The organism is Saccharothrix sp. CB00851 (assembly GCF_001905065.1).
In the GTDB taxonomy this organism is placed as follows: domain Bacteria; phylum Actinomycetota; class Actinomycetes; order Mycobacteriales; family Pseudonocardiaceae; genus Actinosynnema.
This window is the reverse complement of record NZ_LWLC01000011.1, coordinates 99,581-124,952: the sequence shown is the minus strand read 5'-3', so window position 1 is coordinate 124,952 and position 25,372 is coordinate 99,581. Positions and strand designations below refer to the sequence as shown.

23 protein-coding genes are annotated in these 25,372 nt (G+C 72.2%); 15 read left to right on the top strand and 8 right to left on the bottom strand.

From position 1 onward, the window contains the following. Positions 1-97: 97 nt before the first annotated feature. Complete coding sequence (locus A6A25_RS12465) at positions 98-850, top strand: EI24 domain-containing protein (RefSeq protein WP_083668286.1); 753 nt, start codon at positions 98-100, stop codon at positions 848-850. Positions 851-859: 9 nt separating this feature from the next. Here the strand turns inward: A6A25_RS12465 and A6A25_RS12460 are convergent, their stop codons facing one another. Beyond that, positions 860-2,806 carry a beta-propeller domain-containing protein gene (locus tag A6A25_RS12460; protein WP_073888742.1) on the bottom strand — a complete coding sequence of 649 codons (1,947 nt, stop codon included), beginning with the start codon at positions 2,804-2,806 and terminating at the stop codon, positions 860-862. A 155-nt stretch (positions 2,807-2,961) separates the two neighbouring features. Here A6A25_RS12460 and A6A25_RS12455 point away from each other — a divergent pair, with 155 nt between their 5' ends. From A6A25_RS12455 to A6A25_RS12420, 8 genes are all read left to right on the top strand, one after another. Further along, positions 2,962-3,336: an FKBP-type peptidyl-prolyl cis-trans isomerase gene (locus tag A6A25_RS12455; protein ID WP_073888740.1), complete on the top strand. Its 375-nt coding sequence runs from the start codon at positions 2,962-2,964 to the stop codon at positions 3,334-3,336. Positions 3,337-3,462: 126 nt separating this feature from the next. Beyond that, positions 3,463-4,017, top strand: a complete 555-nt coding sequence (locus tag A6A25_RS12450; protein WP_073888738.1) for a YbaB/EbfC family nucleoid-associated protein — start codon at positions 3,463-3,465, stop codon at positions 4,015-4,017. A gap of 21 nt (positions 4,018-4,038) precedes the next feature. Further along, positions 4,039-4,341 carry a type VII secretion target gene (locus A6A25_RS12445; protein ID WP_073888736.1) on the top strand — a complete coding sequence of 101 codons (303 nt, stop codon included), beginning with the start codon at positions 4,039-4,041 and terminating at the stop codon, positions 4,339-4,341. Beyond that, positions 4,341-8,279, top strand: coding sequence for a WXG100 family type VII secretion target (locus A6A25_RS12440; protein ID WP_073888734.1), 3,939 nt, complete (start codon positions 4,341-4,343; stop codon positions 8,277-8,279). The genes A6A25_RS12445 and A6A25_RS12440 overlap by 1 nt, the downstream gene beginning before the upstream one ends. 11 nt (positions 8,280-8,290) lie before the next feature. Then, positions 8,291-8,722: a hypothetical protein gene (locus tag A6A25_RS12435; RefSeq protein WP_073888732.1), complete on the top strand. Its 432-nt coding sequence runs from the start codon at positions 8,291-8,293 to the stop codon at positions 8,720-8,722. Positions 8,723-8,900: 178 nt separating this feature from the next. Beyond that, complete coding sequence (locus A6A25_RS12430) at positions 8,901-9,764, top strand: hypothetical protein (protein WP_073888730.1); 864 nt, start codon at positions 8,901-8,903, stop codon at positions 9,762-9,764. A 224-nt stretch (positions 9,765-9,988) separates the two neighbouring features. Further along, positions 9,989-10,573 carry a DNA-binding protein gene (locus A6A25_RS12425; RefSeq protein ID WP_073888728.1) on the top strand — a complete coding sequence of 195 codons (585 nt, stop codon included), beginning with the start codon at positions 9,989-9,991 and terminating at the stop codon, positions 10,571-10,573. Positions 10,574-10,612: 39 nt separating this feature from the next. Beyond that, positions 10,613-11,269 (top strand): RES family NAD+ phosphorylase, encoded by a 657-nt coding sequence (locus tag A6A25_RS12420; RefSeq protein WP_073888726.1) that lies wholly within the window; start codon positions 10,613-10,615, stop codon positions 11,267-11,269. A 1-nt stretch (position 11,270) separates the two neighbouring features. On the opposite strand, the gene A6A25_RS12415 is transcribed toward A6A25_RS12420, so the two are convergent. The 5 genes from A6A25_RS12415 to A6A25_RS12395 form a co-directional block, all read right to left on the bottom strand. Next, on the bottom strand, positions 11,271-11,834 hold the full coding sequence (locus A6A25_RS12415) for a GNAT family N-acetyltransferase (protein ID WP_073888724.1): 564 nt from the start codon (positions 11,832-11,834) through the stop codon (positions 11,271-11,273). Between the two features lie 51 nt (positions 11,835-11,885). Next, positions 11,886-12,479 (bottom strand): hypothetical protein, encoded by a 594-nt coding sequence (locus tag A6A25_RS12410; protein ID WP_073888722.1) that lies wholly within the window; start codon positions 12,477-12,479, stop codon positions 11,886-11,888. Positions 12,480-12,564: 85 nt separating this feature from the next. Further along, positions 12,565-13,248 carry a Crp/Fnr family transcriptional regulator gene (locus A6A25_RS12405; RefSeq protein WP_073888720.1) on the bottom strand — a complete coding sequence of 228 codons (684 nt, stop codon included), beginning with the start codon at positions 13,246-13,248 and terminating at the stop codon, positions 12,565-12,567. A gap of 130 nt (positions 13,249-13,378) precedes the next feature. Continuing rightward, positions 13,379-15,289 carry a S9 family peptidase gene (locus A6A25_RS12400; RefSeq protein WP_073888718.1) on the bottom strand — a complete coding sequence of 637 codons (1,911 nt, stop codon included), beginning with the start codon at positions 15,287-15,289 and terminating at the stop codon, positions 13,379-13,381. A 63-nt stretch (positions 15,290-15,352) separates the two neighbouring features. After that, complete coding sequence (locus A6A25_RS12395) at positions 15,353-16,363, bottom strand: TerC family protein (protein ID WP_073888716.1); 1,011 nt, start codon at positions 16,361-16,363, stop codon at positions 15,353-15,355. A 292-nt stretch (positions 16,364-16,655) separates the two neighbouring features. On the opposite strand from A6A25_RS12395, the gene A6A25_RS12390 reads away from it, so the two are divergent. Both A6A25_RS12390 and A6A25_RS12385 read left to right on the top strand, forming a co-directional pair. Beyond that, on the top strand, positions 16,656-19,514 hold the full coding sequence (locus A6A25_RS12390; protein WP_083668285.1) for an alpha/beta fold hydrolase: 2,859 nt from the start codon (positions 16,656-16,658) through the stop codon (positions 19,512-19,514). Next, complete coding sequence (locus A6A25_RS12385) at positions 19,511-20,437, top strand: ABC transporter permease (protein WP_073888712.1); 927 nt, start codon at positions 19,511-19,513, stop codon at positions 20,435-20,437. The genes A6A25_RS12390 and A6A25_RS12385 overlap by 4 nt, the downstream gene beginning before the upstream one ends. Positions 20,438-20,492: 55 nt before the next feature. Here the strand turns inward: A6A25_RS12385 and A6A25_RS12380 are convergent, their stop codons facing one another. After that, positions 20,493-20,846, bottom strand: coding sequence for an MmcQ/YjbR family DNA-binding protein (locus tag A6A25_RS12380; RefSeq protein ID WP_073888710.1), 354 nt, complete (start codon positions 20,844-20,846; stop codon positions 20,493-20,495). Between the two features lie 39 nt (positions 20,847-20,885). On the opposite strand from A6A25_RS12380, the gene A6A25_RS12375 reads away from it, so the two are divergent. The 4 genes from A6A25_RS12375 to A6A25_RS12365 all read left to right on the top strand — a co-directional run bounded on the left by A6A25_RS12375 (position 20,886) and on the right by A6A25_RS12365 (position 23,206). Then, complete coding sequence (locus tag A6A25_RS12375; protein ID WP_073888708.1) at positions 20,886-21,275, top strand: hypothetical protein; 390 nt, start codon at positions 20,886-20,888, stop codon at positions 21,273-21,275. Positions 21,276-21,378: 103 nt separating this feature from the next. Then, entirely contained in the window at positions 21,379-21,534 is a 156-nt protein-coding gene (locus A6A25_RS43995) for a hypothetical protein (protein ID WP_158073721.1), read from the top strand. After that, positions 21,531-22,097 (top strand): RNA polymerase sigma factor, encoded by a 567-nt coding sequence (locus A6A25_RS12370; protein WP_083668272.1) that lies wholly within the window; start codon positions 21,531-21,533, stop codon positions 22,095-22,097. The genes A6A25_RS43995 and A6A25_RS12370 overlap by 4 nt, the downstream gene beginning before the upstream one ends. Further along, the gene (locus A6A25_RS12365; RefSeq protein WP_073888706.1) at positions 22,094-23,206 is read left to right on the top strand and encodes a hypothetical protein; all 1,113 of its coding nucleotides are present in this window, start codon (positions 22,094-22,096) and stop codon (positions 23,204-23,206) included. The genes A6A25_RS12370 and A6A25_RS12365 overlap by 4 nt, the downstream gene beginning before the upstream one ends. Here A6A25_RS12365 and uvrB read toward each other — a convergent pair. Further along, on the bottom strand, positions 23,199-25,358 hold the full coding sequence (gene uvrB / locus A6A25_RS12360) for an excinuclease ABC subunit UvrB (protein WP_073888704.1): 2,160 nt from the start codon (positions 25,356-25,358) through the stop codon (positions 23,199-23,201). The two genes, A6A25_RS12365 and uvrB, sit on opposite strands and share 8 nt — an antisense overlap. Positions 25,359-25,372: the final 14 nt, after the last annotated feature.

Sequence of the window (25,372 nt, the reverse complement as noted above, 5' to 3'; positions counted from 1 at the left end):
CCAGAGACCAGCAGTCTGGCACCGCTCCCAGAGTCGCGCGACCACCATTGCGGACCGCACCGGCGGGCGGCGCGGATATGCTCCGCCGGTGATCAGGGTGCTGCGGGACTTCTCGACCGGTGTCGGACTGCTCGGCCAGGGCTTCGGGTTGGTGTTCCGATCGCCGAAACTGCTGCTCATCGGCGCGATCCCGGCGTTGATCACGACCGCGCTGCTGATCGGCGGCCTGGTCGGGCTCGCGATGTGGATCGACGAGATCGCCGCCTGGGTCACGCCGTTCGCCGACGACTGGAGTGAAGGGCTGCGCGCGGCCACCCGCTTCGCCGCCGGGTTCTCGATCATCGGCGCGTTCGTCGCGATCGGCCTGCTGCTGTTCACCGCGATCACGCTGATCATCGGCGGCCCGTTCTACGAGCACATCGCGGAGACCGTCGAGGACACCCACCTCGGCGGCGTGCCCGAGGCCGAGCAGGTGACGTGGCTGAAGTCGGCGGCGGTCGGCGTGCGCGACGCCGTGCTGCTCGTCGGCATCGCGGTGCTGTGCGCCATCCCGCTGTTCGCCGCCGGGTTCATCCCCGTCGTCGGGCAGACCGTGGTGCCGGTGATCGCGGTGCTGGTCAACGCGACGCTGCTGGCGATCGAGCTGACCGCCATCCCGTTCACCCGGCGCGGCCTCAAGCTCGACGTGCGCCGGCGCACGCTGCGCAAGCGGCGCGCGGTCACCCTCGGCTTCGCCGTGCCGACCTACCTGCTGTGCCTGATCCCGTTGGCGGCGCTGGTGGTGCTGCCGGCGGCGATGGCAGGCGGCACGGTCCTCGCGCACCGCCTGCTCCACGACCAGCTCAAGTGACACCGCGGCTCAGTTGAACGGCACCCACGCCTGCCGCTCCAGCCCGTCGATCCGGTTCACCTGCACGCCGACCGCCGACACCGTCCACAGGTCGTCGCCGATCACCAGCGCCCGGCGGATGCCCGGGTCGTAACTGGACTGCTCGTGCCCGACCGTGCCCTGCGCGGAGAACGCGCCGTCGCGCAGCCGCAGCACCAGCAGGCCGCCGGACGTCGGCCCCACCGGCTTGCGCGCGGTCGGTTCGGTCAGCGTGGTCACCGGCAGCACCACCAGGTCGCGCGCCGGCCAGTACAGGAACGCGTGCGGGTCGAACTCGACCTCGGAGCTCGCACCGGGCAGGTGGTGGGCCGCGACCCTGGTCGGCGCGGCCGGGTCGGACACGTCGAACAGCGACACCTGCGTGCCCGTGGTCCGGCCCTGCTCGGTGGCCTCCTGGCCGACGCCGATCAGCTTCCCGTCACCGGCGGGGTGCAGGTACGCCGAGTAGCCGGTGATCTTCAGCTCGCCCACCTTGCGCGGCTTGGCCGGATCGGACAGGTCCAGCGTGTAGAGCGGGTCGACCTGCCGGAACGTCACCACGTACCCGACCGGGCCCGCGAACCGGACGCTGTAGATCCGCTCGCCCAGGCCGAGCCCGTCGACCTTGCCGACCTCCACCAGCTTCGCGCCGTCCCGCTTGAGCACGGTGACCGCGCTCTGCGTCGCGGGCGCCTGCTCGGGGATGCCCGGCGCGTCACCGGACGTGGTCGCCACCCTCAGGTGCCCCTGGTGCTCGGACAGCGAGTACTGGTTCAGCAGCGTGCCCGCGACCCGGCCGGACGCGACGTGCCGGGGCGGGCCCGGCTGCGCGACGTCGAACTGGTGGATCTCGGTGGTCGTGGGCGCGTCGGGCGCGAACCGCGTCGCCGGCCGCAGGTGGTGGTCGTCGGCCACGTACAGCGACGAGCCGGTGCCGTAGACGGTGTCGCCGTCGGCCACGATCGTCACCGCGTCACCGCTGCCCAGCTCGCCCGGGAAGTCGAACGTCAGCACGGACAGCATCGACGTGGCCGAGTGGTCCACCGGGTGGCTCACCCGGTCGCACGCCACCAGCGCGCCCTCCGAGCGCGAGCCGTCGGTGTCGGTCAGCTCGTAGCGCGGCAGCCACGACTCGATCGGCGCGGTGGCCACGAGTTCCCGGTTCGCGATCAGGGACTCCGCCTCGCTGCGACCGTCCATCGGGTACACCCACGGCAGCCGCGGCCCCGAGTGCACGACCACCCGCACGACGCCGCCGACCTGCCGCGCGTCGACGTACCGACCGTCCACGGTGAGGGTGCCCAGGACGCGCGGCGCGCCGGACAGGTCGACCAGCGTCACCGACGAGTCCTCGACGTACACGTCGGACCGGCCGTCGACCACGCTGCCCCGGCCCGCCACGCCTTGCCCGCCGCCGACGAGGAGCGCGCGGTCGCCGTCCAGCAGCAGTTGCGAGGCGTGGCCGGCGGGCACGTCCAGCGTGCCGGTGAGCTGACGGGTGGCCACGTCCAGCACGCGGAGCTTGCCGTCGGCGACCGTCACGACCCGCTTGCCGTCGGTCTTGACGAGGTCCGGCTCGTCCACGCCCGCCTCGTGGGCGTTCGTCTTGGAGTGCTCGGGCACGGCGGCCGACTCCTGGGCGACTCGCGGCGTGCCGCCTGCCCGGCTGTCCGCCGCGACGTCGCCTTCGGCCTTGGTCGCGAAGCCGTGGTTGCCCAGGCCGTACACGCCGACGTGCGGCGAGATCGCCTTCCTCAGCTCGGCCAGCGCGGTGTCGCACGTGTCGAACGCGACCAGGTCCACCGGCACCGCCTCGATCGGCGGCGCCACCCGCCGGTCCTCCGCCTCGGTGGGCACGGCGGAGGCCGCGCTCACCCCCACCACCAGTGCCGCTCCGCCGAACAGCGCCGCCCGCGTACCCCAGGACCATCGCCTCATGTCCCCAGGACGGGACGAGCGGGGCAAAGGGTTGCGCGGACCCTGCGCCGGCGCGGGCGTAGGCCGATCGGCCGCACCACAGGCGACGTGATTGAGTAGGACAGGACCGATGCCCAACACCCCCGGCCGGGGGTGGAGCGACACAGGAGAGTCAAATGGCCCCGAGCAAGCCCGTGGTCGAGCCGTACGAGGGCGCACCGCCCGCCGACCTGGTGATCGAGGACATCACCGTCGGCGACGGGCCCGAGGCGGCGCCCGGACAGCTCGTGCACGTCCACTACGTCGGTGTGTCGCACTCGACCGGCGAGCAGTTCGACGCCTCCTGGGACCGCGACGAGGCGTTCAGCTTCCCGCTGGGCGGCGGCCGCGTCATCGCCGGCTGGGACCGCGGTGTCGCCGGCATGAAGGTCGGCGGACGGCGCAAGCTGGTCATCCCGGCGCACCTGGGTTACGGCGACCGCGGCGCGGGCGGCGTGATCAAGCCCGGTGAGACGCTGATCTTCGTGGTGGACCTGCTCGGCGTGAACTAGCTTTCCCGGCCCGGTTCCGCCCCTGCTCCGTTCGGAGCATTTGCCCGGGAGGCGGAACCGGGCCGTTCACCATTGCGTCATCCTGAATGGACCAACCACGCGTCATCTTCGAGGGGGAGAGCCGTCGTGCCCGAGGACATCGGCGCGTCCGAGCGGATGCTCAGCCAGTGGCAGCAGAGCATCGAGCAGAAGGCCGAGCGCTACCAGGAGATGGCGGCCCGCGTGCAGGGGATGACCATCTCCGAGGCGTCGCGCGACGGCTCGGTGCGCCTCACCATCGGCTCGAACGGCATCCTGACGCACCTGGAGATCGCCGAGTCCGCGCGGGACAAGCGGATGGCCGAGGTGTCGGCCGAGGTGATGAGGACGTTGCAGCGCGCGCAGGCGCGCATCCCGGAACTGCTCCAGCAGGCCATGGCCGAGACCATCGGCACGCAGGACGAGACGGCCAACGTGCTGTTCAACGAGGCCAAGCGCAACTTCCCGACCCCGCCGCACGAGGACCCCGCGCCGCCGCCGGTCGGCCGTGAGCTGCGGTTCGGCATCGAGGACGACGACGCGCCCACCTCGCGCCCGGCGCCGCGGTCCGCCCCGCCGTCCACACCGCCGCCGCCGTCCCGCAGGCCGCAACGCAGGCCCGACGAGGACGACGACTTCGGCGGACAGTCCTTCCTTTCCTAACCAGCTTTCCAGGGGGATCGCATGGCCGGTTTCGAGATCGTCGCGGAAACGCTCGAAGCGCACAGCAAGCAGCTGGACGACTTGAGCGCGCGGCTGCAGGGCGCGGTGGACGCGGCGAAGACCGTCAGCATGCCCACCGACGCCTACGGCATCATCTGCCAGCCGTTCCGGATGATGCTCGACCCGGTCGAGCAGTACGGGCTCGACGCGTTGCAGGGCGCCGTGGAGGCGATGGCGGCTGCCGGCACCGCGGTAAAGGGCACCGTCACCCAGTACCGCGAGATGGAAGAGGCGATCCGCGACAGCTTCCAGGCCGGCGACTGATGGCGGGCGAGAACCCCCTGGTCGAAGCCCCGCCCGCGGAGTCGAGTTCGTTCTTCAACGCCGGTACCGGTGACAACGGTTGGGCCACCGGCATCTCCATCGCGGAGTCGGCGATGGACACGTTCAACGGGATCAAGGACGGCAACTGGGTCGAGGCCGGCCTGGGCATGGTCGGCCTGGCCGCGGACGCGGCGGCGATGGCGATCGACCCGTTCGGGACGTTGTTGTCCTCGGCGGCGTCGTTCCTGATGGAACACGTGCAGCCGCTCAAGGACATGCTGGACTGGCTGGCCGGCGACCCGCCGGTGATCGAGTCCTACTCCACGACGTGGAACAACGTCGCCGAGGAGCTGGGCAGGATCGCCGAGGAGTACTCCTCGGGGGTACAGCGCGGCACGGAGGGGTGGACCGGGTCGGCGGCGGAGGCCTATCACGCCAACTCCAAGGTCCACGGTGACGCGTTGACCGGTGCGGCGTCGGCGGCGGGCACGGTGGGCACGGTCGTGGGCCTGATGGGCATGGTGGTGGGGTTCGTGCGCGAGGTGGTGCGCGACCTGATCGCCGACCTGGTCGGCAAGCTCATCGCCTGGGTGCTGGAAGCGGTGTTCTCGCTGGGGTTCGGCACGCCGGTGATCGTGGCGCAGGCGGTGACCGCGATCTCGAAGTGGGCCGCGAAGATCGCGAAGATCATCCAGGACCTGCTGAACACGATCAAAAAGGTCTCGCCGATGCTCAAGCGTCTGGTCGAGGTCTTCGAGAAGATCATGAAGGTGGTCGGCAAACTCGCCGGCAAGGTCACCGGCCTGGACGTGCTCAGCCCGAGCAACATCAAGCCGGGCGGCTTCCTGCAGACCGGTCGCGCCGACCTCGACACCCCCTCCGGCACCGGCAACACCCCCGGCAGCAGCAGCACGGACGGCTCACCCGACAGCAGCCCGAACGGCACCGGCCGCGACACCGGCACCGGCAACCCCTCCACCACCGACACCAACACCAGCAACGGCACCGGCACGGGCACGCCGTCCAACCGCCCGGCCGACACCACCTCCACCTCGAGCACCACCACCGCCGACCCGACCTCACGACCGCGCGGCGGCGACCCCACCGACATCCCCCCACCCACCAACCGCCCAGGCCGCGGCGACCCCGACAACAGCCCGACACCCGGCAACACCCCCACCCCGGGCAACCCCACCCCCGGCACCAACCCCACACCCGGCCAACACCGCCCCAACGGCAACTCCCCCATCGGCGAACACCGCGGCGGCCCCAGCGGACAACCCGCACCCGGCAGCTACGGCAGTGGCGGCAGTGGCGGCGGCCCCGGCAGCGGCAACCCCGGCGGCGGTTCGTACGGCAGCGGCAGCGGCAATCCCGGCGGCGGTTCGTACGGCGGCGGCAGCGGTGGCGGCTCCGGTAGCGGCAGCCCCGGCGGCAGCGGTTCGTACGGTGGCGGCTCTGGCAGTGGTGGCCCTGGCGGTGGTTCACCCGGTGGCAGCGGCGGCGGTTCGCCGTCCGCGGGCGGCGCGCCGAACACCGCTCCCCCGCCGCGCTTCGACCAGACCTCGGCGGCCAACGCCGCGACGCCCGACGCGCCACCACGCCCCGACCAGCCCCACACCGGTGCTCCCACCACGGGCAACCCCAACACCGGCGGCCCGAACCCGGGTCAGCAGACTTCCCCAGCCGGCCCCGGCGGCACCGGAGGCGCTCCGCCGGCGGGCTCACCGGGCGTCGGCACGCCAGGAGGCGGCGGCGGCCCACGTCCGGGCGGCGGTGGCGGCTGGACCGGCACCCCGGGCAGCCGAGGCGACCTGGGCTCCGGCATCCCGACCGCACGCGGCCCGGAACACGTCAGCCCGTCCTCGCACGGACCGTCGGGCACGAACCCGTCGCACGCCGGTCCGCCACACACCGGCCCCAACACGCCTCACCACGGGCCCAGCACGCCCAACACCGGCCCGGGCACCCCGCACACGAGCCCGAACCCACCCCACACCGGCCCTTCCGGAACCGGTCCCGGCAACACGGGCCCCGGCAACACCGGTCCAGGCCACGCCCGCCCTCAGGGCGGCCCGACGCCACCGCCACACGGCGGTCCGCCACCCGCGGGCCCCAACGCGCCGCGCAACGGTCCCGCACACCCGTACTCCCCGAACGCGCCGCACTCACCCAGCGGACCGCACTCGCCGAACGGGCCCTCACACACCAACCCGTCCCAGCACACCCCGCACAACGGCCCACCCGACCGCGGCCCCGCGGGCGCACCACACCAGCGGGACGGCAGCCCCGACTTCACCCGCCCCCGCGGCGGCGACGGCCCGATGCCGCACACCCCGAACCGGCCGTTCGACGGCCCGCCGCCCCAGCGGCACCCCGACACCAACACCCCCGCGCCGCGCCGCGACCCGGACACACAACTCCCTCCGCGCCGCGACCCCGACGGCGTCCCCGCCCAGCGCCGGGAACCCGACGCGTGGACCCCGCCCCAGCGCGACCCCGACCCGAACACCAACCGGCCCGACAGCGACCGGCCGACCAACGACCGGCCCGACAGCGACCGATCGGACAACGACCGACCGGCCGACAGCACCCCGAACGGCGACCGGTCCGACACCGACTCGCCCGACCAGGACAACCCCACCAACCCCGACGGTGACCGGCCGGACATCGACCAGGCCCACGCCCGCCACGGCGAGACCACCCCCGCCGGCATCTCGCACCACCGGGGCGACCCCGACATGGGCGACCTGCCCCACCGCGTCCCACCCGACCCCCGCTACTTCACCGCCGACGTGCACGTCACCCCCGACGGACGCGCCCGCATCGGCAACCACACCTACACCCCCGAGCAATACGGCGACCTGCTCCGACGCAACGGCTGGGACGGCAAAACCCCCATCCGCCTCATCGGCTGCGACGCCGGCACCAACGACTTCGCCAACCGCCTCTCCCGCCACACCGGAGCCGACGTCCTCGCCCCCACCAAACCCGCCTGGACCGACACCAACGGCCGCGTCTACACCAGCGACGCCGAAATCGGCCCCGACGGCAACCGCCAACCCAAAATCCCACCCAACGGCGAATGGCACACCCACCGCCCCGACGGCACCACCAGCCGCACCGGCGACGACGGCTACGCACCCAACACCCCCGACAGCCACCGCACCGACCACACCGACGCCGACGGCGCGGCTGATCGCGGCCGGCGAGGTCTGTACGACCAGCACAAGTGGGGCGACAACCCCGCTACCGGTGACCCGTGGACACCCGACGAGATCGACACGGCCCGCCGGAACCTGTTGGACGTCAACGACACCAACCGCATGCGGCGTGAACTCGACCGCCTGGGCCTCGACGTCGACCCGGAGACCATCAGGTCGATCAAGAAGTACCTGTTCGACAGCCCTGGTATCGCGATGAGCCACGACAACTACTCGGCGTGGCGCAGGCTCACGTCGGGGCGTGGCTCGGTGATGGACGCGCAGTTCATCGCGCACGAGGCGGCTGAACAGCGGCGACTGCGGGATATCGGCGACCGCACCGGGTTCGACCACCTCGGCCGCAACTACGACGAGATGTCGACGGCTCAGCGGGCCGCGTGGCGCTCCGACCACGACAGGGCTTACCTGGAGGCGCACCGCGGCGCTCTGGAAGAGGAATACGACTTCCTCGCGCACAAGGTCGAGGAACTGACCAATGGCCAGGTCCCGATGTCGAGGTCGTTGGCCGCGGTCGCCGACCGGAGGGCGGAGGGTCGCGACCACATGGTGGTCGACGGCCTCCCCATGGCCGAGCACTCGAACTACCCGCGTTGGCAGGAGCGGGCGGAGAGCCGGGTGGAGATCGGCGGCAGGGTGGCCGAGAGGCTCGGCCTGTCGTCCCCGGCGCGCCTGGCGGACGTCGTCGAGGCGGTTCGCCGCTACCGGGCAGACTGAGGGGAACGGGCATGGCCACCAGTGACGAGATCGCCGAGATCATCGACGTCCTGAAGTCGCCGGACGCGCACCAGCGCTCCACCATGCTGGGCGTGCTGGCGCAGGAGCCCGGCGGTGATCCACGCCTGCTGCCCGTCGTGGAGGAGTTGCTGGCCGACGACACACCGGACCTGATCAGCATCCCGCTGCTGTTCGGCGAGGTCCGCTGGGTCGCCGCGCACGCGCTGGCCGCCGAACGGCGTGCCGCCGACGTGCCCGCGCCCGTGGAGCTTCGCGGCGTGCCCCGGCCCCTGACCTCGGACGAGTTGTCGCGCCTGGTGGACGAGGCCGGACTGCCGCGTCGGGGCGGTGTGGACGGAATGCTGGCGTCGTTCACCGCGCTGCGCGAACGCGGTCTGCTGCCGGTGACCGATCTGCGCCTGGTGGCCGAGTCGGACGGATGAGGGTGATCCCGGGTGCGGGCCACGCGCCACCCGGGTCACCGCAAGACCCGAGAGCCTGCTGGTGGACCGCGGCGCTACCCGCTGACCTGGCGACTCACCCAAGCGGACCACGGGGGCGTGTCGTGGCCGTTAAGATCAGCGCACCGTGTCCGGGGGGAGCCAAAGGGGTGTTCGACGCATGAGCCAGCCAGCCACACCGCTGACCGAGCAGGAGCAGAACCAGCTCGTCAAGCAGATCGGCCGCGCCATGCTCCCCGCCCTGCCGCCCGGCTGGCAGCGGATCCGGGCGGAGTACCGGGCGGCCGGTCGGCACATCGAGGTGGACCTGGCGTTCGCGGGCTCTGACGGGCAGTGGCGGCCGGTGCGCCCGCCGATGGACGTGGTCCAGCTCTTCGGGCAGTTGCGGGCCGGGATGTACGAGCCGGTGCGCGGCACGTGGCTGAGCGCGGTGTACGAGATCGAGGCGCCGGCCGCGTTCTCGGTCGACTTCAACGCCGACGAGGAGCCGCGCTGGCGCAACGCGCCACCGGTGATCGGCTTCCAGGACGAGCTGCGCACGTTCCCCCGGCAGGACGACCGGATCCCGCCGTGGCTGCGCCAGCGCGTCGGTCTGCCGCCGCTGCCCGACCCGCCGAGCGAACCCGAGCCCGAGACCCCGCGGCCACCGCAGGACGGCGAACTGCGCACCGCGCACGTCTACGACGGCCGGGACGAGGAAGGCCGCCCGGTGGTGAACCGGCAGCTGCTCGACCCCCAGCTGGCCGACGCGCTGCTGACCTACCTGGAGGCGGCGCCGGTCGTGCTGGCCGCACGCCACCTGGACGCGGACGAGTTCATCCCCGGTGACCAGGACGTGCCGCTGAACTTCCGCACCGACGGCGCCTGGATCTGGGCCGGCGCGGTGCCGCACTACCTGCGCAAGCACGGCCTGCCGCCGGAGCCGGACCTGGTGGCGCACATCGTCGCCCGCGGTTTCCGGCTCGGCGAGGTGGACGAGGCGACCCGCGAGCGCGCGGTCGCGCTGATCACCGGCGGCGCCTGACCGTCAGTTCCGCGAGCACGCACGACGGCCGTGATCACGCTGATCGCGGCCGTCACCTCTCCGCGCGCCGGCGGCATCGCCGCCGCCCTCGAATGAGGCCGAGGTCACTGTGCTCGACCTCGTTCGTTTACGTAGAGTCGCTAAGTGTGCGCACTCTGTCTACGCGGTCCGACGATCGGGTTACCTATGCGCACAGAAGCGCACGCCCGGGATACCCTGTGCGCATGAGTCCCGCGCTGGAGGCGGTGTTGGCCAAGGCAGGTCTGCAGGTCACCCCCGACGAATTCCTGTCGCTCGTGGCCGACGCGGCGAAGAAGCTGGCCCCACCACACCCGGATCCGGCGAGCTACTTCCCACCCGACCAACGCGACGCGCTGGAGGACGTGGGCCTCGACCTGAGCCCGCACCGCGTCACCGACGACCAGGGCCGCGCGCGGACCGTGGTGGCGCACGCCGTGCTGCGCGACTCGGCGCTGACCGTCGCCGAGGCCGCCCGGCAGCTGGGCGTGGACACCAGCCGCATCCGGCACCGGCTCGGCGTCGGCAGGCTGGTCGGTTGGAAGGACCGGGGCAGCTGGCGGCTGCCCGCCTGGCAGTTCGCGGGCGCCGGGGTGCTGCCGGGGCTGGAGGCCGTGCTCGCGGCCGTGCCACCGGACCAGCCCGCGCTCGTGGTCGCCGGGTTCATGACGACCGAGCAGGAGGACCTGGTGGTGGACGGCGCGCCCACGACGCCGCGCGAGTGGCTGCTGGCCGGCGGTGAACCCCGCCGCGTGGCGGCGCTGGCCGAGCAGTTGGGCACGCCCGCCTGACCGGTCGCCGACCCCCGTCGCCGAGAACCTTGGACACGCATGTCACGGCTACCCCAGCCGCCCTCTCCCGCTGTGCTCCAGGCGAACCTGCGCCGCACCGAGGACGTGGTGGCGGTGCACCGGGCCACCCGGCTGGTGCGCGTCTTCGCCGCGAAGGGGCTGCACCCGCAGCGGTGGAACAGCTTCCGCTACACCGGCCCGCTGCCGCACGCCCGGTTCGACACCCAGCCGCCCGGTCCTGACGGCTCGCCCACGCACGCCCACGACCAGGGGGTGCTGTACTTCGGCCTGACCGTGCGGACGTCGGTGGCCGAGGTGTTCCAGGCGACGTCGGTGGTGGACCGCCGCACGCGCAGCCCGTTCCTGGTGGTGCTGCGCCCGCGGCGGACGTTGCGGCTGCTCGACCTCACCGGCCTGTGGCCGACCCGGGCCGGCGCGTCGCAGGAGATCAGCTCGGGCCCCAAGGCGATCACCCAGCAGTGGGCGCGGGCGATCCGCGCGGCCTACCCCGAGCTGGACGGCCTGTGGTACCGCTCCTCGATGGACTCCGGCGACCCGGCGGTGTGCTTGTGGGACCCGCCGGGCGGCACCGGGCTGCCCGCCTCGCCGGACGTGCTGCTGCCGTTGGAGCACCCCGGCCTCGACCTGCCGCTGGCGCGGGTGTGCGAGGAGCTGAACTACACCCTGCTCGGCTGACCTACACCCGGCTCGGCAGGCCGCGTCGTCGCGGTGCCGGGAGGAACCGGCCGTAGCGGACCTCGGGCAGCTCCTGGTCGCCCAGTTCGTAGCAGTGCACCAGCCCGTCGTGTCGCCAGCCGTGCGACTCGTAGAACCCGCGGCTGCGGGCGTTGTCCTGGAACACCCACAGGACGGCGTACCGGAAGCCCTGCTCCATCAGGTGCCGCAGCCCGGCCTCGTGCACCTCGTGGCCCGCGCCCTGCCCGTGGTAGCGGGGGTCGGCGTAGATCGCCACCAGCTCACCGGTGTGCAGGTCGGGGTGCGCGTCCTTGGACTCGCGGACCGCGTCGACGGCGCAGTACGCGCCGATGCGGCCGGTGCCCTCGTCGACCGCGACGAACACCCGACTCGGTTCGGGCAGCCGCAGCACGCGCGCCCACGCGGGCAGCCTGCTCTCCGGCAGCATCCGGTCCAGCACCGGGTCGTCCACTATCCCGCGGTACGAGTGCTGCCACGCGTCCACGTTGATCCTGGCGATCTCGGGCGCGTCGTCGGGCCGTCCGGCCCGCACGGTCCACTGCATCGCCAGAGCGTGCCGCAACCACGCCGCCGTCCGCTAGTGCCGTGACGGGCACTAGCCATTCGGCCAACCGCGCCTGGGCGCGCCGGCGCACAGGTAGCCCGAGTACACCTGCTTCTTCACCCTGAAGCGGGTCGGGCGGAACCGGGACGGGTCGAGGTCGTGGAACCGGGTGCGCACCACGTCGTCGTGCAGTTGCTGCGAGATCACCAGCACCAAGTCGTCGTCGGCGGTGGCCAGCGCGTCGCGGACCACCTTGGCGTCGAGCAGCCGGCAGGTCACGATCGGGGCGTCGCCGACCAGGCCGAACGCGCCGGCGGTGAGCGGGCCGCAGTGCATGGCCACGCGCATCCGCAGCGGTGTGCCCGCCCGGCGCAGGTCGGCCAACGCCTCGGTGAGCTGCTCGGTGAAGTGGGCGACCACCCACGCGGCGTCGGCGTCGGTGGGCAGCACGGCCAGTTCGCCGTCGCCGCGCACCTGCCGGTACCACAGGTCGCGGTCCAGCCCGGCCTTGCGGGCGGCCACGTCCAGCACGTCGCTCAGCCGGGACTGGACCAGCGACTGGTCCAGCGCGTCGAGCTTGCTGTAGCCCTCGATGTCCACGGCCACCACGAGGCGGTAGACCAGTCCGTGGAGGGGCGTCACCATTTCCAACGTCACACCAGGAGCATCGCGTCGGTCCGCGCCCGGAAGTAGGGCGATCACCGGGTTTCCCGTTGCCGGATCGGGTGAGTCAGAGCTCGGCGATCTTCCGCAGCACGTCCCGGTCCACGATCGTGGTGGTCCGGTACCCCATGGTGATCACACCGCGGTCGCGCAGGGTGCGGAACTCCCGGCGCGCGGTGTCCTCTTCCACGCCGACGAGCGACCCGATCTCGCCCTGGGTCAGGTTGAGCTTCAACGCGATGCCGTCACCGCCCTGGTGGCCGTAGGCGTCGGTGAGGTAGGCCAGCACGCGGGCCAGCCGCACGGACGCCGGGTAGCCGTTGAAGTCCATCCGCCGCTGCTCGCCCCACTCCAGCGTGCGCAGGATCATCTTGTCCAGGTCGAAGTGGGCGGCCGGGAACCGGGTGAGGTAGTCGGTGAACTGCGCGGCGCTGATCACCCGCGTGCGGGTGTCGACGCACGCGGTCACCGTCGCCGAGCGCGGTTTGCCGGTCAGGAACGCCATCTCGCCGACCACGTCGCCACCGACTTTGACGTTGAGCAGCGCGACCCGCCCGTTCTCCAGCGTCACCGTCGCTTTGACGAGCCCTTGGACGAGCAGGATCACGTGGTCGGACCGCTCGCCCTCGCGCACCAGCGCCTCGCCGCGCCGGAACACCTTCTGCACGCCGAGTCGCAGCAGCGCCGCGCGACCGGCGGCGGACACCGTCTCCAGGTAGGTGCCGGTGGGCCAGCCTGATGGGATCGCCATCTCGTTCGACCTCCTCCGCGAGGAACCAGTGTGCCGCTCGCGGAGGAGGAAGATCCGGGATTCCGACCGGTTTCCGGCCAAGTGGCCGATCAGGTGACGCCGGGCCGGGCGGTCATCAGGACAGGTGAGCTCAGGACAGGTGGCGCGCCCACCAGTCGAGGACGTGCGCGAACCGCTGCGCCCGGTGGCGCGGCTTGCCCGAGCGGGTCAGCTCGTGCCCCTCGCCGGGGAACACCAGCATCTCGGCCTCGACCCCGTTGCGGCGCAGTGCGACGAACATCCGCTGCGCCTGCTCCAGCGGGCACCGCCAGTCGTGCTCGGAGTGCACCACCATGAACGGCAGGGAGATCTTCTCGGCGTAGGTCAGCGGGCTCATGGCGCGCTGCGCCTCCAGACCCGGCCCGCAGTAGGCGTCGGTGAAGAACCAACCGATGTCCGACGACCCGGAGAACGAGTCCCACGCGTTGACGGCGCGCTCGCTCCACGCGGCGCGGAACCGCTCGCCGTGGTGCGCGGCCAGCCAGGACGTCATGAAGCCGCCGTAGGAGCCGCCCATCACGCCGACCCGGCCCGCGTCGAGCTCGGGGCGCTCCAGCGCGAGGTCCAGCACGGCGAGGATGTCGTCCACGTCGACCGTGCCGAACCCGCCGATCACGGCCTGGCCGTGCGCCTGGCCGTACCCGGCCGATCCGCGCGGGTTGGGCAGCACGACCGCGTAACCGGCCGCGGCGTACACCTGCGCCTCGTCGAAGAAGCCCCAGCCGTGGTACATGAACGGGCCGCCGTGCACGGCCAGCAGCACCGGGTGCGGCCCTTCGCCCTCGGGCAGCACGACCCACCCGTGCACCGGGTAGCCGTCCGGCGCGGTACCGGTCAGCTCGACCGACGGCCGCAGCGGCACGGTCGAGCCGAAGTCCGTCAGCGTGCCGCCGCCGACCAGCTCGACCTCGCCGGTGTTGTCCGAAGTGGTCACCACGGCCACGATCCGGTCACCGTCGGCGGCGAACGACTTCACCTCGGCCTGCTCGCCCGCGAGCAGCTCCAGGTCGGCCAGCACGGCGTTGTCGGCGTCCAGCGGCACGCGGCGCAGCTCGACGGCGCCCCGGTTGCGGACCGCCACGAGCACGCCCGCGTCCGTCACCACCGGCGCACCGGCGGCCTTCTCGCAGTCGACGGTCTCCATGTCGGTGAGCCGGGTGAGGCCCTCGCCGTCGAACCGCCACAGGCTCATGTTCCGGGCGACGGCGGCCGCGCGCGGCGCCTGCTCCGGCGAGTAGAACAGCACGCCGCCGTCGGGCAGCGCGACCGGGTACGCGGCCCAGCCCGGGGTCTGCACGACCAGCTCGGGCTCGCCGCCCGCCGCGGCCACGCGGTAGACGTCGTTGTTGAACGACTCGGCCGCGCCGAGGTCGCGCTCGGCCAGGAACAGCACGGCCTCGCCGTCGGTCGTCCAGGTGGGGTCCAGGGCGGAGAACGTGCCGTCGGTCAGCTCCACCGGCTCGGCGTCCGGGTCGAGCGCGTCGACGGTGAACAGCCGCGCGTGCCGGTCGGTGGTGAAGCCGACGTCGTCCACCCGGTAGTCGAGCCGGGTGATGTGCCGCGGCGCCTCGGCGTCCGGTGTCGGCGCCTCACCGCCCGTGACGGGCGGCGCGCCGTAGCGGCCGGGTTCGGGAACCCGCGAGGTGAACGCGAGCCGCCGCGAGTCCGGCGCCCACACCGGCACGCCCGCGCCGAGCTTGAGGTCGGTGAGCGCACGCGCCTCGCCGCCGTCGGACGGCATCACGTGCAGCTGCGGTGGCTTGCCGCGCTCGGTGACGCGCAGGAACGCGACCCAGCGGCCGTCCGGGGAGATCCGGGGTGCCAGGTCGCGTTCCACCCACGTCCAACGCCTCGTGCCGCTGCCGTCCAGGGCGACCCGGTGCAGGCCGCCCCGGTAGGCGTTCGCGGTGACGTCCGGGGTGGAGACGTTCACCAGGACGAGGTCCCCACGCACCGACACGGAGCCGGGCTGGGTCAACGACTGCAAGTCATCGGGGCGCACGCTTCAGCACGTTACCCCAACGATTATTAGCAAGGCTCACGAGATTTTGACGCTCACAGATGCTCACACGTGGTCGCTGGGAGCGGGGACCTGCTTCACCGCTTCCGGGTTCCGCCGCACCTTGACCAGGCTGGCGATCGTGGTGATGGCCAGCACGCCGATGATCACCGACAGCGACACCTCGATGCCGATGGTCGGCACGTGCAGCGGCTCACCGCCGTTGAGGAACGGCAGCGAGTTGGTGTGCAGCGCCTCCAGGATCAGCTTCACGCCGATGAACCCCAGGATCACCGACAGGCCGATCGACAGGTACACCAGCTTGTTCAGCAGGCCGCCGAGCAGGAAGTACAGCTGGCGCAGGCCCATCAGCGCGAACGCGTTCGCGGTGAAGACCAGGAACGGCTCCTTGGTCAGGCCGAAGATCGCCGGGATGGAGTCGAGCGCGAACAGCAGGTCCGTGGTGCCGATGGCGACGATGACGATGAACATCGGCGTGACGAACCGGCGGCCGTCGATCTTCACGAACGACTTCGAGCCCTGGTAGGTGTCCGTCACCGGGTAGACCTTGCGGACGACCTTGAGCGCGACGTTCTCCTTGTACTCCTCTTCCTCCTCGTCGTGGTCCGTGCGCGCCAGCTTGTAGCCGGTGTAGATGAGGAACGCGCCGAAGAGGTAGAAGACCCAGCTGAACTGCGCGATGACCGCCGCGCCGACGGCGATGAAGATGCCGCGCATGACCAGCGCCATGAGGATGCCGATCAGCAGCACCCTGTGCTGGTGGATCGCGGGCACCTTGAAGGTGGTCATGATGATCAAGAAGATGAACAGGTTGTCGACGCTCAGCGAGTACTCGGTGATGTACCCGGCGAAGAACTCACCGGCGTAGACACCACCCGACCAGAACCAGATGCCGAGACCGAACAGCACCGCGACGCCCACGTAGAACGTGACCCACCGGGCGGCTTCGCCGATGGTGACCTCGTGCGGTTTGCGGTCGACGATGAAGAGGTCGATGGCCAAGAGGACCACCAGGCCGGCGATCGTGGCGAGCCACAGCCACACGGGTACAGACATTGATTAACCCTCCGGTGCATCGCGCGCACGCCAATGACCGGAGGTCTCCTCCGCCGGCTTTGAACGACCGACCGGCGGCACCGGGAACCTCACGCCAGGCTCCGTGCTGACGACACCGCCGCGAGGGAGTACTCCCCTCCACGCCTACACAGTCTCACGCATGAATGCGGTCTCGCGCCAGCGGAGGTGATCAGAGGCACCCGACCGGGCCGCCGGAACCAGCGGGTTCCGCTGAGAGCGCGACGCCGTGCTGACAGCCCGTTCTCAGCTAATCACGCCTATGGTCAACTCCGTGGCCTCCCTCAACCGCCTCCGCGGTAGGTGGTCGCTCCCCGCGCTGGTCGTGCTGGTCGCCCTGGTGGGCGCCATCGTGGTCTTCACGCGCCAGGGGGACGACCCCGCCCCGGTGAGCACCCGCGACGCGGTGATCGACGTGCCGGAAAGTCCGGACAGCGACCGCACCGTGCAGATCGACACCACCCTGTACCTGCCCGAACGCACACCCGCACCCGCCGTCCTGCTGCCGCACGGCTTCGGCGGCAGCAAGGCGAGCGTGGACTCCCAGGCCACCGAGCTGGCCCGCCGCGGGTTCGTCGTGCTGGCCTACTCGGCGCGCGGCTTCGGCCGCAGCACCGGCCAGATCGCGCTGAACTCGCTCGACCACGAGGTCCGCGACGCGCAGAAGCTGCTCGACTGGCTGGCCACCCGCGCGGAGGTGGTCACCGACGGCGCCGGGGACCCGAAGGTGGGTGTGACCGGCGGCTCGTACGGCGGCGCGCTCGCCCTGTCGCTGGCGGGCGTGGACCCGCGGGTCGACACCATCGCCCCCGTCATCACCTACAACGACCTGGCCCAGGCCCTGCTGCCGAACTCGGCGAGCACCGGCGACGTGCCGACCGCCACCCCGGCGGCCAACGCGTTCGCCGACGAGGGCGTGTTCAAGCGGTCGTGGGCGGGCATCTTCTTCTCCGCCGGCTTGTCCGGCGCGGACGTGACCAATCCCGGCCAGGAGGCCTCCGAGCCAGGTCAGGACGATGACGACGACCGGGGCGTGGACAGCGCCGCCGCCGCGGTCACCGCGCCGCCCCAGCAGCAGGGCGACGCCCGGCCCGTCGGACCGGTCAACGGCGCGTGCGGCCGCTTCCAGGCCGACGTGTGCGCCGCGTACACCGAGGTCGCGACCACCGGCAAGGCCGGCCCGCAGACCCTGGAGGTGCTGCGCCGCGCGTCGCCGTCGACCGTGGCGGACCAGATCACCCAGCCGACGCTGCTGGTCCAGGGCGAGCAGGACACCCTGTTCGGCCTCGACCAGGCCGACGCCAACGCCCGCCAGATCGCCGCGAACGGCGCCAAGGTCAAGGTCGTCTGGTACTCCGGCGGCCACGACGGCGGCTCGCCCGGCCCCGAGCTGCGCGGGCAGATCGCCGACTGGATGGCGTTCCACCTGGCGGGCGAGGGCACCGACCCCGGCACGAGCTTCGAGTACACCGTGGTCGGCGCGTTCCGCAGCAGCGGGTCGCCGTCGTTGCGCAACGTGATCGCGCCGAGCTACCCGGGCCTGGCCGGCTCGGTCGTGGAACGGCGTGACGTGCCCTTGACCGGCCGCGAGCAGGTGGTGGTGAACCCGGCGGGCGGCAACCCGGCGGCGGTGTCCAGCCTGCCCGGCCTCGGGTCGGTGGTGTCGCGGTCCAGCTCGCTGTCGTCGCGGCTGTCGATCGACCTGCCCGGCCAGGCGGCGGTGTTCCAGAGCGAGCCGCAGACCGCGCAGACGCTGCTGACCGGCGCGTCCACGGTGCGGCTGCGGGTGGCCGCCGTGCCGGGTCAGCCGGTGCCCGCCGAGGGCGCGGTGCTGTTCGTGAAGCTGTACGACGCCGACGCGAGCGGCGTGCGGACGCTGCCCGGCTCGGCCGTCGCGCCGGTGCGGGTGACGGACCTGCCCGCCGACGGCACGCCGGTCGAGGTCACCGTGACGCTGCCCGGCGCGGTGCGCCCGGTCGAGGCCGACCACCGGTTGCAGCTCGTCGTGTCGACCACCGACATGGCGTACTCGAACGCCGCCGAGCCCGCCGCGTACCGGATCTCGCTGGCCTCGCCCGCGCTGTCGGTGCCGGTGGTGCCGGGCGTGAACGCGACCAGCGAGGTGCCGACCGGCGCGCTGTGGGGCATCGCGATCGTGCTCATCGCGTGCGTCATCGCGGCCGTGATCGCGTGGTTCCGCCGCAGGCTGACCGCGGACGTCGACCCGGAGCTCGAATCCGTGCCGCTGGTGATCGAGAACCTGAGCAAGTCCTACCCCGGCGGGTTCGTCGCGGTGAAGGACCTGTCGTTCCGGGTGGAGCACGGCCAGGTGCTCGGCCTGCTCGGGCCCAACGGCGCGGGCAAGACCACCACCCTGCGGATGCTGATGGGCCTGATCCGACCCACCGAGGGCGGGATCAGGGTGTTCGGCCACCGGGTCAGCCCCGGCGCGCCGGTGCTGTCGCGGATCGGGTCGTTCGTCGAGGGCTCGGGCTTCCTGCCGCACCTGTCCGGCGCGGAGAACCTGCGGCTGTACTGGGCGGCCACCGGTCGCCCGCTGGAGCAGGCGCACGTCGAGGAGGCCCTGGAGATCGCGGGCCTGGGCAACGCCGTACACCGGCGCGTGCGGACCTACAGCCAGGGCATGCGGCAGCGGCTGGCGATCGCGCAGGCCATGCTCGGCCTGCCGGACCTGCTGGTCTTGGACGAGCCGACCAACGGGCTCGACCCGCCGCAGATCCACCAGATGCGCGAGGTGCTGCGCCGCTACGCGGCGGCCGGGCGGACCGTGCTGGTGTCGTCCCACCTGCTCGCCGAGGTCGAGCAGACGTGCACCCACGTGGTCGTCATGCACAAGGGTTCACTGGTCGCGGCCGGTCCGGTGGACGAGATCGCGACGGGCGGCGGCGAGGCCAGCTTCAAGGTCGACCAGCCGGACGAGGCGGCCACCGTGCTGCGCGGGCTGTCCGGCGTGCACGACGTGCACGTGGACGGCGAGCAGGTCCACGCGAGCCTCAACGGCACCCCTCGCGCGTCGGCGCTGCAGGCGCTCGTGGCGGCGGGCGTGGCGGTGGACCAGGCCGGTCCACGCCGGCGGTTGGAAGACGCGTTCCTCGAGTTGGTGGGTGAATGAGCGAGAACGGTGTGCACACCGATCCGGCCGCGATCTCCGATCTGACGGACGCCGCGGAGGCCGAGCACTCGGCGGTCGCGCCGGACGGGTCGAAGGTCGGGTACCGGGCGTCGCGGACGTTGCCGGTGCGGGTGGAGCTGGTGCGGCAGTTGCGCCGCAGGCGGACGCAGTTGGTGCTGGGTTTCCTGGTGCTGCTGCCGTTCATCCTGGTGGTGGCGTTCGAGCTGGGGCAGGCGTCGCCGAACCGGCGGTCGGGCGGGTTCGTCGACCTGGCCACGGCCAGCGGCGTGAACTTCGTGATCCTGACGTTGTTCGTCAGCGGCAGCTTCCTGCTGCCGATGATCGTGGCGCTGTTCTTCGGCGACACGATCGCGTCGGAGGCGTCGTGGTCGTCGTTGAAGTACCTGTTGGCCGCGCCGATCCCGCGGCACCGGCTGCTGCGGCGCAAGGCGGTCGCGTCCGGGCTGATGTCGGTGTTCGCGCTGGCGCTGCTGCCCGCGGTGGCGCTGGCCGTCGGCGTGGTCTGGTACGGGGCGGGTGAGGCGGTGTCGCCGACCGGTGAGGCCGCGTCGTTCGGCGCCGGGGTGTACGGGGTGGCGCTGGCCGTCGTCTACATCTCGATCCACCTGTTCTGGGTGGCCGGGCTGGCGCTGTACCTGTCGGTGTCCACGGACGCGCCGCTGGGCGCGGTGGGCGGCGCGGTGCTGGCCTCGATCGTGTCGCAGATCCTCGACCAGATCACCGCGTTGGAAGGCCTGCGCGACTACCTGCCGACGCACTACGCGTTGGCGTGGGCGGACCTGCTGTCGTCGGACGTGGACTGGTCGGAGATGGCCAAGGGCACGTTCTCGGCGCTGGCGTACGGTGCGTTCTTCAGCCTGCTGGCGGCGCGGAAGTTCGCGCGCAAGGACATCACCAGCTGACCTCCGGTGACGGGCGAACGGCGCATCGGGACGAACCCCGGTGCGCCGTTTCGCGTCAGGAGGCCGACGGCCGCTGGGACTTGGGCAGCTTGGCCACGACGAGCCGGTAGGACAGGTCGAGGAGTTCGAGCAGCTCGTCGTCCGGGACCGAACCGCCGAGCCGCACCCGGTTCCACCCGTGGCGCCCGATGTAGGGGCTGACCGTGACGTCGTCCGGGTACAGCTCGCGCCAGTGCCCCGCGTCGTCGGCGGTGGCGCCCGACTTCACGCCGACGCTGCCGCCGTCCAGGCTGATGAACGCGAAGATCTTGCCGCCGACCTTGCAGCACAGCTCGCCGTCGCCGAACGGGTAGGTCTCCTCGGCTCCGGGCTTGGCCAGGCAGTGCGTGATCACGTCGTCCAACGTCATGGCGCCACGCTAGCCGTTGGTGGCATTTAAGGTGATCACGTGACGGTTTACACGGACGAGGAGAGCCGGATCCTGCGCACCGCCGTTTTCGGCGCGATGGTGCTGGTCTCGACGGCCGAGCCCGGTGCGCTGGACGAGGAGAGCCACGCGGGCATCCGGGCGATGACGGCGTTCTCGCCCCGGCTGCGCCAGGTGCTCGGTGCCGCTCGTCCCGAACTGCCCGGGGGCTCCGCGGCCGACGTGGAGGTCGGCGTGCTGGAGGCGCTGCGTCGGTCGGTCGAGGTCCTGTCGGCGAAGACGCCGGACGAGGCCGCGGCGTTCCCGGCGGCGGTGCTCGCGGTGTGCGCGGAAGTCGCCGGGGCGGACGGTCGCGTGGGTGCGGCCGAGGACGCGGTGCTGGGCAAGGTCCGGGCCGCGTTGGAGGGCTGAGCCCGCAGGGCCGATCGAGTGGTTCACCGGCGCCCGGTGCACGGCGCGGCCGACCGACGCCTCTTACCCCGTGACGGACCAGTCACGGGGAGTGGGGAATCGGATGGACCACTGGTTGGTGGTGCTGCTCGGCGCGCAGGTGGCCGGGTTGACCGGGGCGGGACTGCGGGTGCGGTGGCAGGCCGTGCGAGGACGGCGGCGGGCGCGGGTCACCGTGAGCCTGACGGTCGGGTGGGCGCTCGCGGGTGGTGAGCGGTGAGCGGGGCGGAGCCGGCCGAGGCGCCGGTCGGCGGCACCGACCAGGTCGAGGTACCGGGCCAGGCCGGGCGCGCCCGCGCGGGGCACGAGGTGGCGTTCACCGACTTCTACCGGGCCACGACACCGTCCCTGGTCGCGTTCCTGGTGGTGCGGGGCGCGCGGTTGGCCGACGCGGCCGACGTGGCGCAGGAGACGATGGCCGCGGCCTACCGGCGCCGGCACGACCTGGACCACCCGCGGGCGTGGGCGTTCCGGGTGGCGTCACGGGCGCTGGCCCGGCGGCTCGCGTCGGCCCGGGAGGAGCCGGTCGCCGAACCGCCCGAACCGTCACCGCTGCTGCGGCCGACCGCGATCGAGAACTGGGAGCGGCACCACGACGTCGCCCGCGCGGTGACGCGGCTGCCGGAGCGCCAACGGCAGGTGATGGCGTGGACGCTGGCGGGCAGCACGCCCGCCGAGATCGCCGCCGAACTCGGCCTGAGGGCCGACACCGTGCGGTCCACGCTGCTCAAGGCCCGTCGCGCGCTGATCAGGGACCTGCACGGCAACGGAGGTGACCGGTGAACCCGTCCGAGGAGCACGAACTCGACCAACGGCTGGCCGCGCTGGCAGGTGACGTCGGGGCCGTCCTCGACCTCGACGCCGGGCTCGCCGCGATCCTGCCCGCCACACCGCGTCCGCCGGCCGTGAGCACCGCACGACGTGACCGGGCGGGGACGACCTTGCGCGGGTTCGCGGACCACTTCGCCGCACGGCCGCCGCACGAGCGCGTCGTCGCCCGGAGCTGGCTCCCCCGGCGGGAACTGGCCGCCGCGCGGTCGTTCACCCTGCTCAGGGCCGCGGTGCCGGCCCACGACCACCTCGCCCGCACGCGCGACGTGGCGCTCACCGAACGGATCGAGCACCGGCTCCGCGAGCACGCCTCGCCCCGCGACCTGGTCGCGCTCCGGGCCGACCTGCGGGACCGGGCCCGCGAGCTGGGCCGTGACCTGGACGACGTCCTCGACCGGGCGGTGCTGTCCGCGCTCGACCTCGGCGTCGGGCTCGACTTGGGGCAGGCCCGTGCCGCGGCCGACGACCTGGCTCGCGCGCGGGCCCTGACCACCACCGTGGACCACGCGCTGTTCCTCGCGGTGACCATCGTCGTGGGCACCGCTCGCGGCCGAACGACGACTCGTACTCGGAATCGGCTGCGCGTCCTGCTCGCCGACCTCGACCTGCCGGCGTCGGGGTACGACGTGGGCCTGCTGGTCCGGCTGAACACCGTGCGCGCGGCGGCGCGGGACGTGGTGCTGGCTCGGGAGCGGGACACGGCCGACCTGCTCGCGGTGGTGCTCGACCAAGCCCGCGACCTGGCCCTCGACCAGGCACGGCAACGGGTCGAGGGCTCCGTCGACGCGGCGGCGCGGGCACTGGCCGACGCGCTCGCCACCGGGCCGCACGACGACGTGGCCGACGACGTGGACCGCATCACCGACGCCGTCACGGACGTGGTCGACGCCGACCTCGCGCACGTGCCTCTCGACGGCATCCCTCTGGAGGGCCTGCGCTGGTCGGAGCGCACCCGCTGGCACCAGGCGTGGCAGGACCGCGTCCGGCGCGGCTCGGTCGAGCTGCGGCCCGGCCTCTACGAGGTCCGGGCCGACACCGCCGACGCCGGGGCGGTCACTTGACGCCGGCCGCGTCCATGCCGCGCAGCTCCTTCTTCAGGTCCTGGATCTCGTCGCGCAGCCGGGCGGCCAGCTCGAACTGCAGCTCCCGGGCCGCGTTCATCATCTGGTCGGTCAGCTGCTGGACGAGGTCGGCCAGCTCGGAACGGGCCATGGCGGTGGTGTCGCGATCGGCCAACACGCCCGAGCTGGCACGGCCGCTCGCGCCCGGGTCGCCGGTCGGCTTCTTGCCGCGCGAGGTGTTGCGGCCGGAGCCGCCGGGGGCGATCGCGTCCTCCGCCTCGGCGTAGACCTGCTCCAGGATGTCGGTGATCTTCTTGCGCAACGGCTGCGGGTCCAGGCCGCGTTCCTCGTTGTAGGCGATCTGCTTGGCCCGCCTGCGGTTGGTCTCCTCGATCGCGTGCCGCATCGAGTCGGTGATCCGGTCCGCGTACATGTGGACCTGGCCGGACACGTTGCGGGCCGCGCGGCCGATCGTCTGGATCAGGCTGGTGCCCGAGCGCAGGAAGCCTTCCTTGTCCGCGTCCAGGATCGCGACCAGGGAGACCTCGGGCAGGTCGAGGCCCTCGCGGAGCAGGTTGATGCCGATCAGCACGTCGTACTCGCCCAGGCGCAGCTGGCGCAGCAGCTCGACCCGGCGCAGCGTGTCGACCTCCGAGTGCAGGTAGCGGACCCGGATGCCGAGTTCGAGCAGGTAGTCGGTCAGGTCCTCGGCCATCTTCTTGGTCAGCGTGGTGACCAGGACCCGCTCGTCCTTCTCCGCCCGCACCCGGATCTCGTGCACCAGGTCGTCGATCTGGCCCTCGGTCGGCTTGACCACGACCTCCGGGTCGACCAGGCCGGTCGGGCGGATGACCTGCTCGACGAACTCGCCGCCCGTCTGGCCCATCTCGTACGGGCCGGGCGTGGCCGACAGGTAGACGGTCTGGCCGATCCGGTCGGCGAACTCCTCCCACGTCAGCGGGCGGTTGTCCAGGGCGCTGGGCAGGCGGAACCCGTGGTCCACCAGGTTGCGCTTGCGCGACGCGTCGCCCTCGTACATGCCGCCGATCTGCGGCACCGTCACGTGCGACTCGTCGACGACCAGCAGGAAGTCGTCCGGGAAGTAGTCGATCAGGGTCGCGGGCGCGGTGCCCGGACCGCGGTCGTCGATGTGGCGCGAGTAGTTCTCGATGCCGTTGCAGAAGCCGACCTGGCGCATCATCTCGATGTCGTACGACGTGCGCATGCGCAGCCGCTGCGCTTCCAGCAGCTTGCCCTGCCGCTCCAGGGTGGCCAGCCGGTCGGCCAGCTCGGCCTCGATGTTGCGGATCGCCTTCTCCATCCGCTCCGGACCCGCCACGTAGTGGGTGGCCGGGAAGATGCGCAGCTCGTCCACCTCCTTGACCACGTCACCGGTCAGGGGGTGCAGGTAGTAGAGCTTGTCGATCTCGTCGCCGAAGAACTCGACCCGCAGCGCCAGCTCCTCGTACGCCGGGATGATCTCCACCGTGTCACCGCGCACGCGGAACGTGCCGCGGTTGAACGCGATGTCGTTGCGCGTGTACTGGACGTCGACCAGGGCGCGCAGCAGCAGGTCGCGCTCGACCTCGGCGCCCACCTCCAGCTTGATCGACCGGTCCAGGTACGACTGCGGCGTGCCGAGGCCGTAGATGCACGACACGGACGCCACCACGATCACGTCACGCCTGGTGAGCAGGCTCATCGTGGCCGAGTGGCGCAGCCGCTCGACGTCCTCGTTGATCGAGGAGTCCTTCTCGATGTAGGTGTCGGTCTGCGGGATGTACGCCTCGGGCTGGTAGTAGTCGTAGTAGCTGACGAAGTACTCCACCGCGTTGTCCGGGAAGAACCCCTTCAGCTCGTTCGCCAGCTGCGCGGCCAGCGTCTTGTTCGGCGCCATCACCAGCGTGGGCCGCTGCACCTTCTCCACCAGCCACGCCGTGGTGGCCGACTTGCCGGTGCCGGTCGCGCCGAGCAGCACGACGTCCTTCTCCCCGGCGCGGATGCGCCGTTCGAGCTCCGCGATCGCCGCGGGCTGGTCGCCCGCCGGCTGGTAGTCGCTGACCACGCGGAACTTCCCGTCGGTGCGGGGGATGTCACCGACGGGACGATGCGACGAGTGCGCCTTGACCGGGATCTCGGTTGGGAAAGCCACGGGTACGACGGTAC

Excerpts from the sequence above, each read along its gene's own strand:
- A6A25_RS12460 (WP_073888742.1), bottom strand. The coding sequence starts at position 2,806 with ATGAGGCGATGGTCCTGGGGTACGCGGGCGGCGCTGTTCGGCGGAGCG.
- A6A25_RS12430 (WP_073888730.1), top strand. The coding sequence starts at position 8,901 with ATGAGCCAGCCAGCCACACCGCTGACCGAGCAGGAGCAGAACCAGCTC.
- A6A25_RS12445 (WP_073888736.1), top strand. The coding sequence starts at position 4,039 with ATGGCCGGTTTCGAGATCGTCGCGGAAACGCTCGAAGCGCACAGCAAG.
- A6A25_RS43995 (WP_158073721.1), top strand. The coding sequence starts at position 21,379 with ATGGACCACTGGTTGGTGGTGCTGCTCGGCGCGCAGGTGGCCGGGTTG.
- A6A25_RS12415 (WP_073888724.1), bottom strand. The coding sequence starts at position 11,834 with ATGCAGTGGACCGTGCGGGCCGGACGGCCCGACGACGCGCCCGAGATC.
- A6A25_RS12420 (WP_073888726.1), top strand. The coding sequence starts at position 10,613 with ATGTCACGGCTACCCCAGCCGCCCTCTCCCGCTGTGCTCCAGGCGAAC.
- A6A25_RS12455 (WP_073888740.1), top strand. The coding sequence starts at position 2,962 with ATGGCCCCGAGCAAGCCCGTGGTCGAGCCGTACGAGGGCGCACCGCCC.
- A6A25_RS12380 (WP_073888710.1), bottom strand. The coding sequence starts at position 20,846 with ATGACGTTGGACGACGTGATCACGCACTGCCTGGCCAAGCCCGGAGCC.
- A6A25_RS12425 (WP_073888728.1), top strand. The coding sequence starts at position 9,989 with ATGAGTCCCGCGCTGGAGGCGGTGTTGGCCAAGGCAGGTCTGCAGGTC.
- A6A25_RS12435 (WP_073888732.1), top strand. The coding sequence starts at position 8,291 with ATGGCCACCAGTGACGAGATCGCCGAGATCATCGACGTCCTGAAGTCG.
- A6A25_RS12440 (WP_073888734.1), top strand. The coding sequence starts at position 4,341 with ATGGCGGGCGAGAACCCCCTGGTCGAAGCCCCGCCCGCGGAGTCGAGT.
- A6A25_RS12410 (WP_073888722.1), bottom strand. The coding sequence starts at position 12,479 with ATGGTGACGCCCCTCCACGGACTGGTCTACCGCCTCGTGGTGGCCGTG.
- A6A25_RS12405 (WP_073888720.1), bottom strand. The coding sequence starts at position 13,248 with ATGGCGATCCCATCAGGCTGGCCCACCGGCACCTACCTGGAGACGGTG.
- A6A25_RS12385 (WP_073888712.1), top strand. The coding sequence starts at position 19,511 with ATGAGCGAGAACGGTGTGCACACCGATCCGGCCGCGATCTCCGATCTG.
- A6A25_RS12395 (WP_073888716.1), bottom strand. The coding sequence starts at position 16,363 with ATGTCTGTACCCGTGTGGCTGTGGCTCGCCACGATCGCCGGCCTGGTG.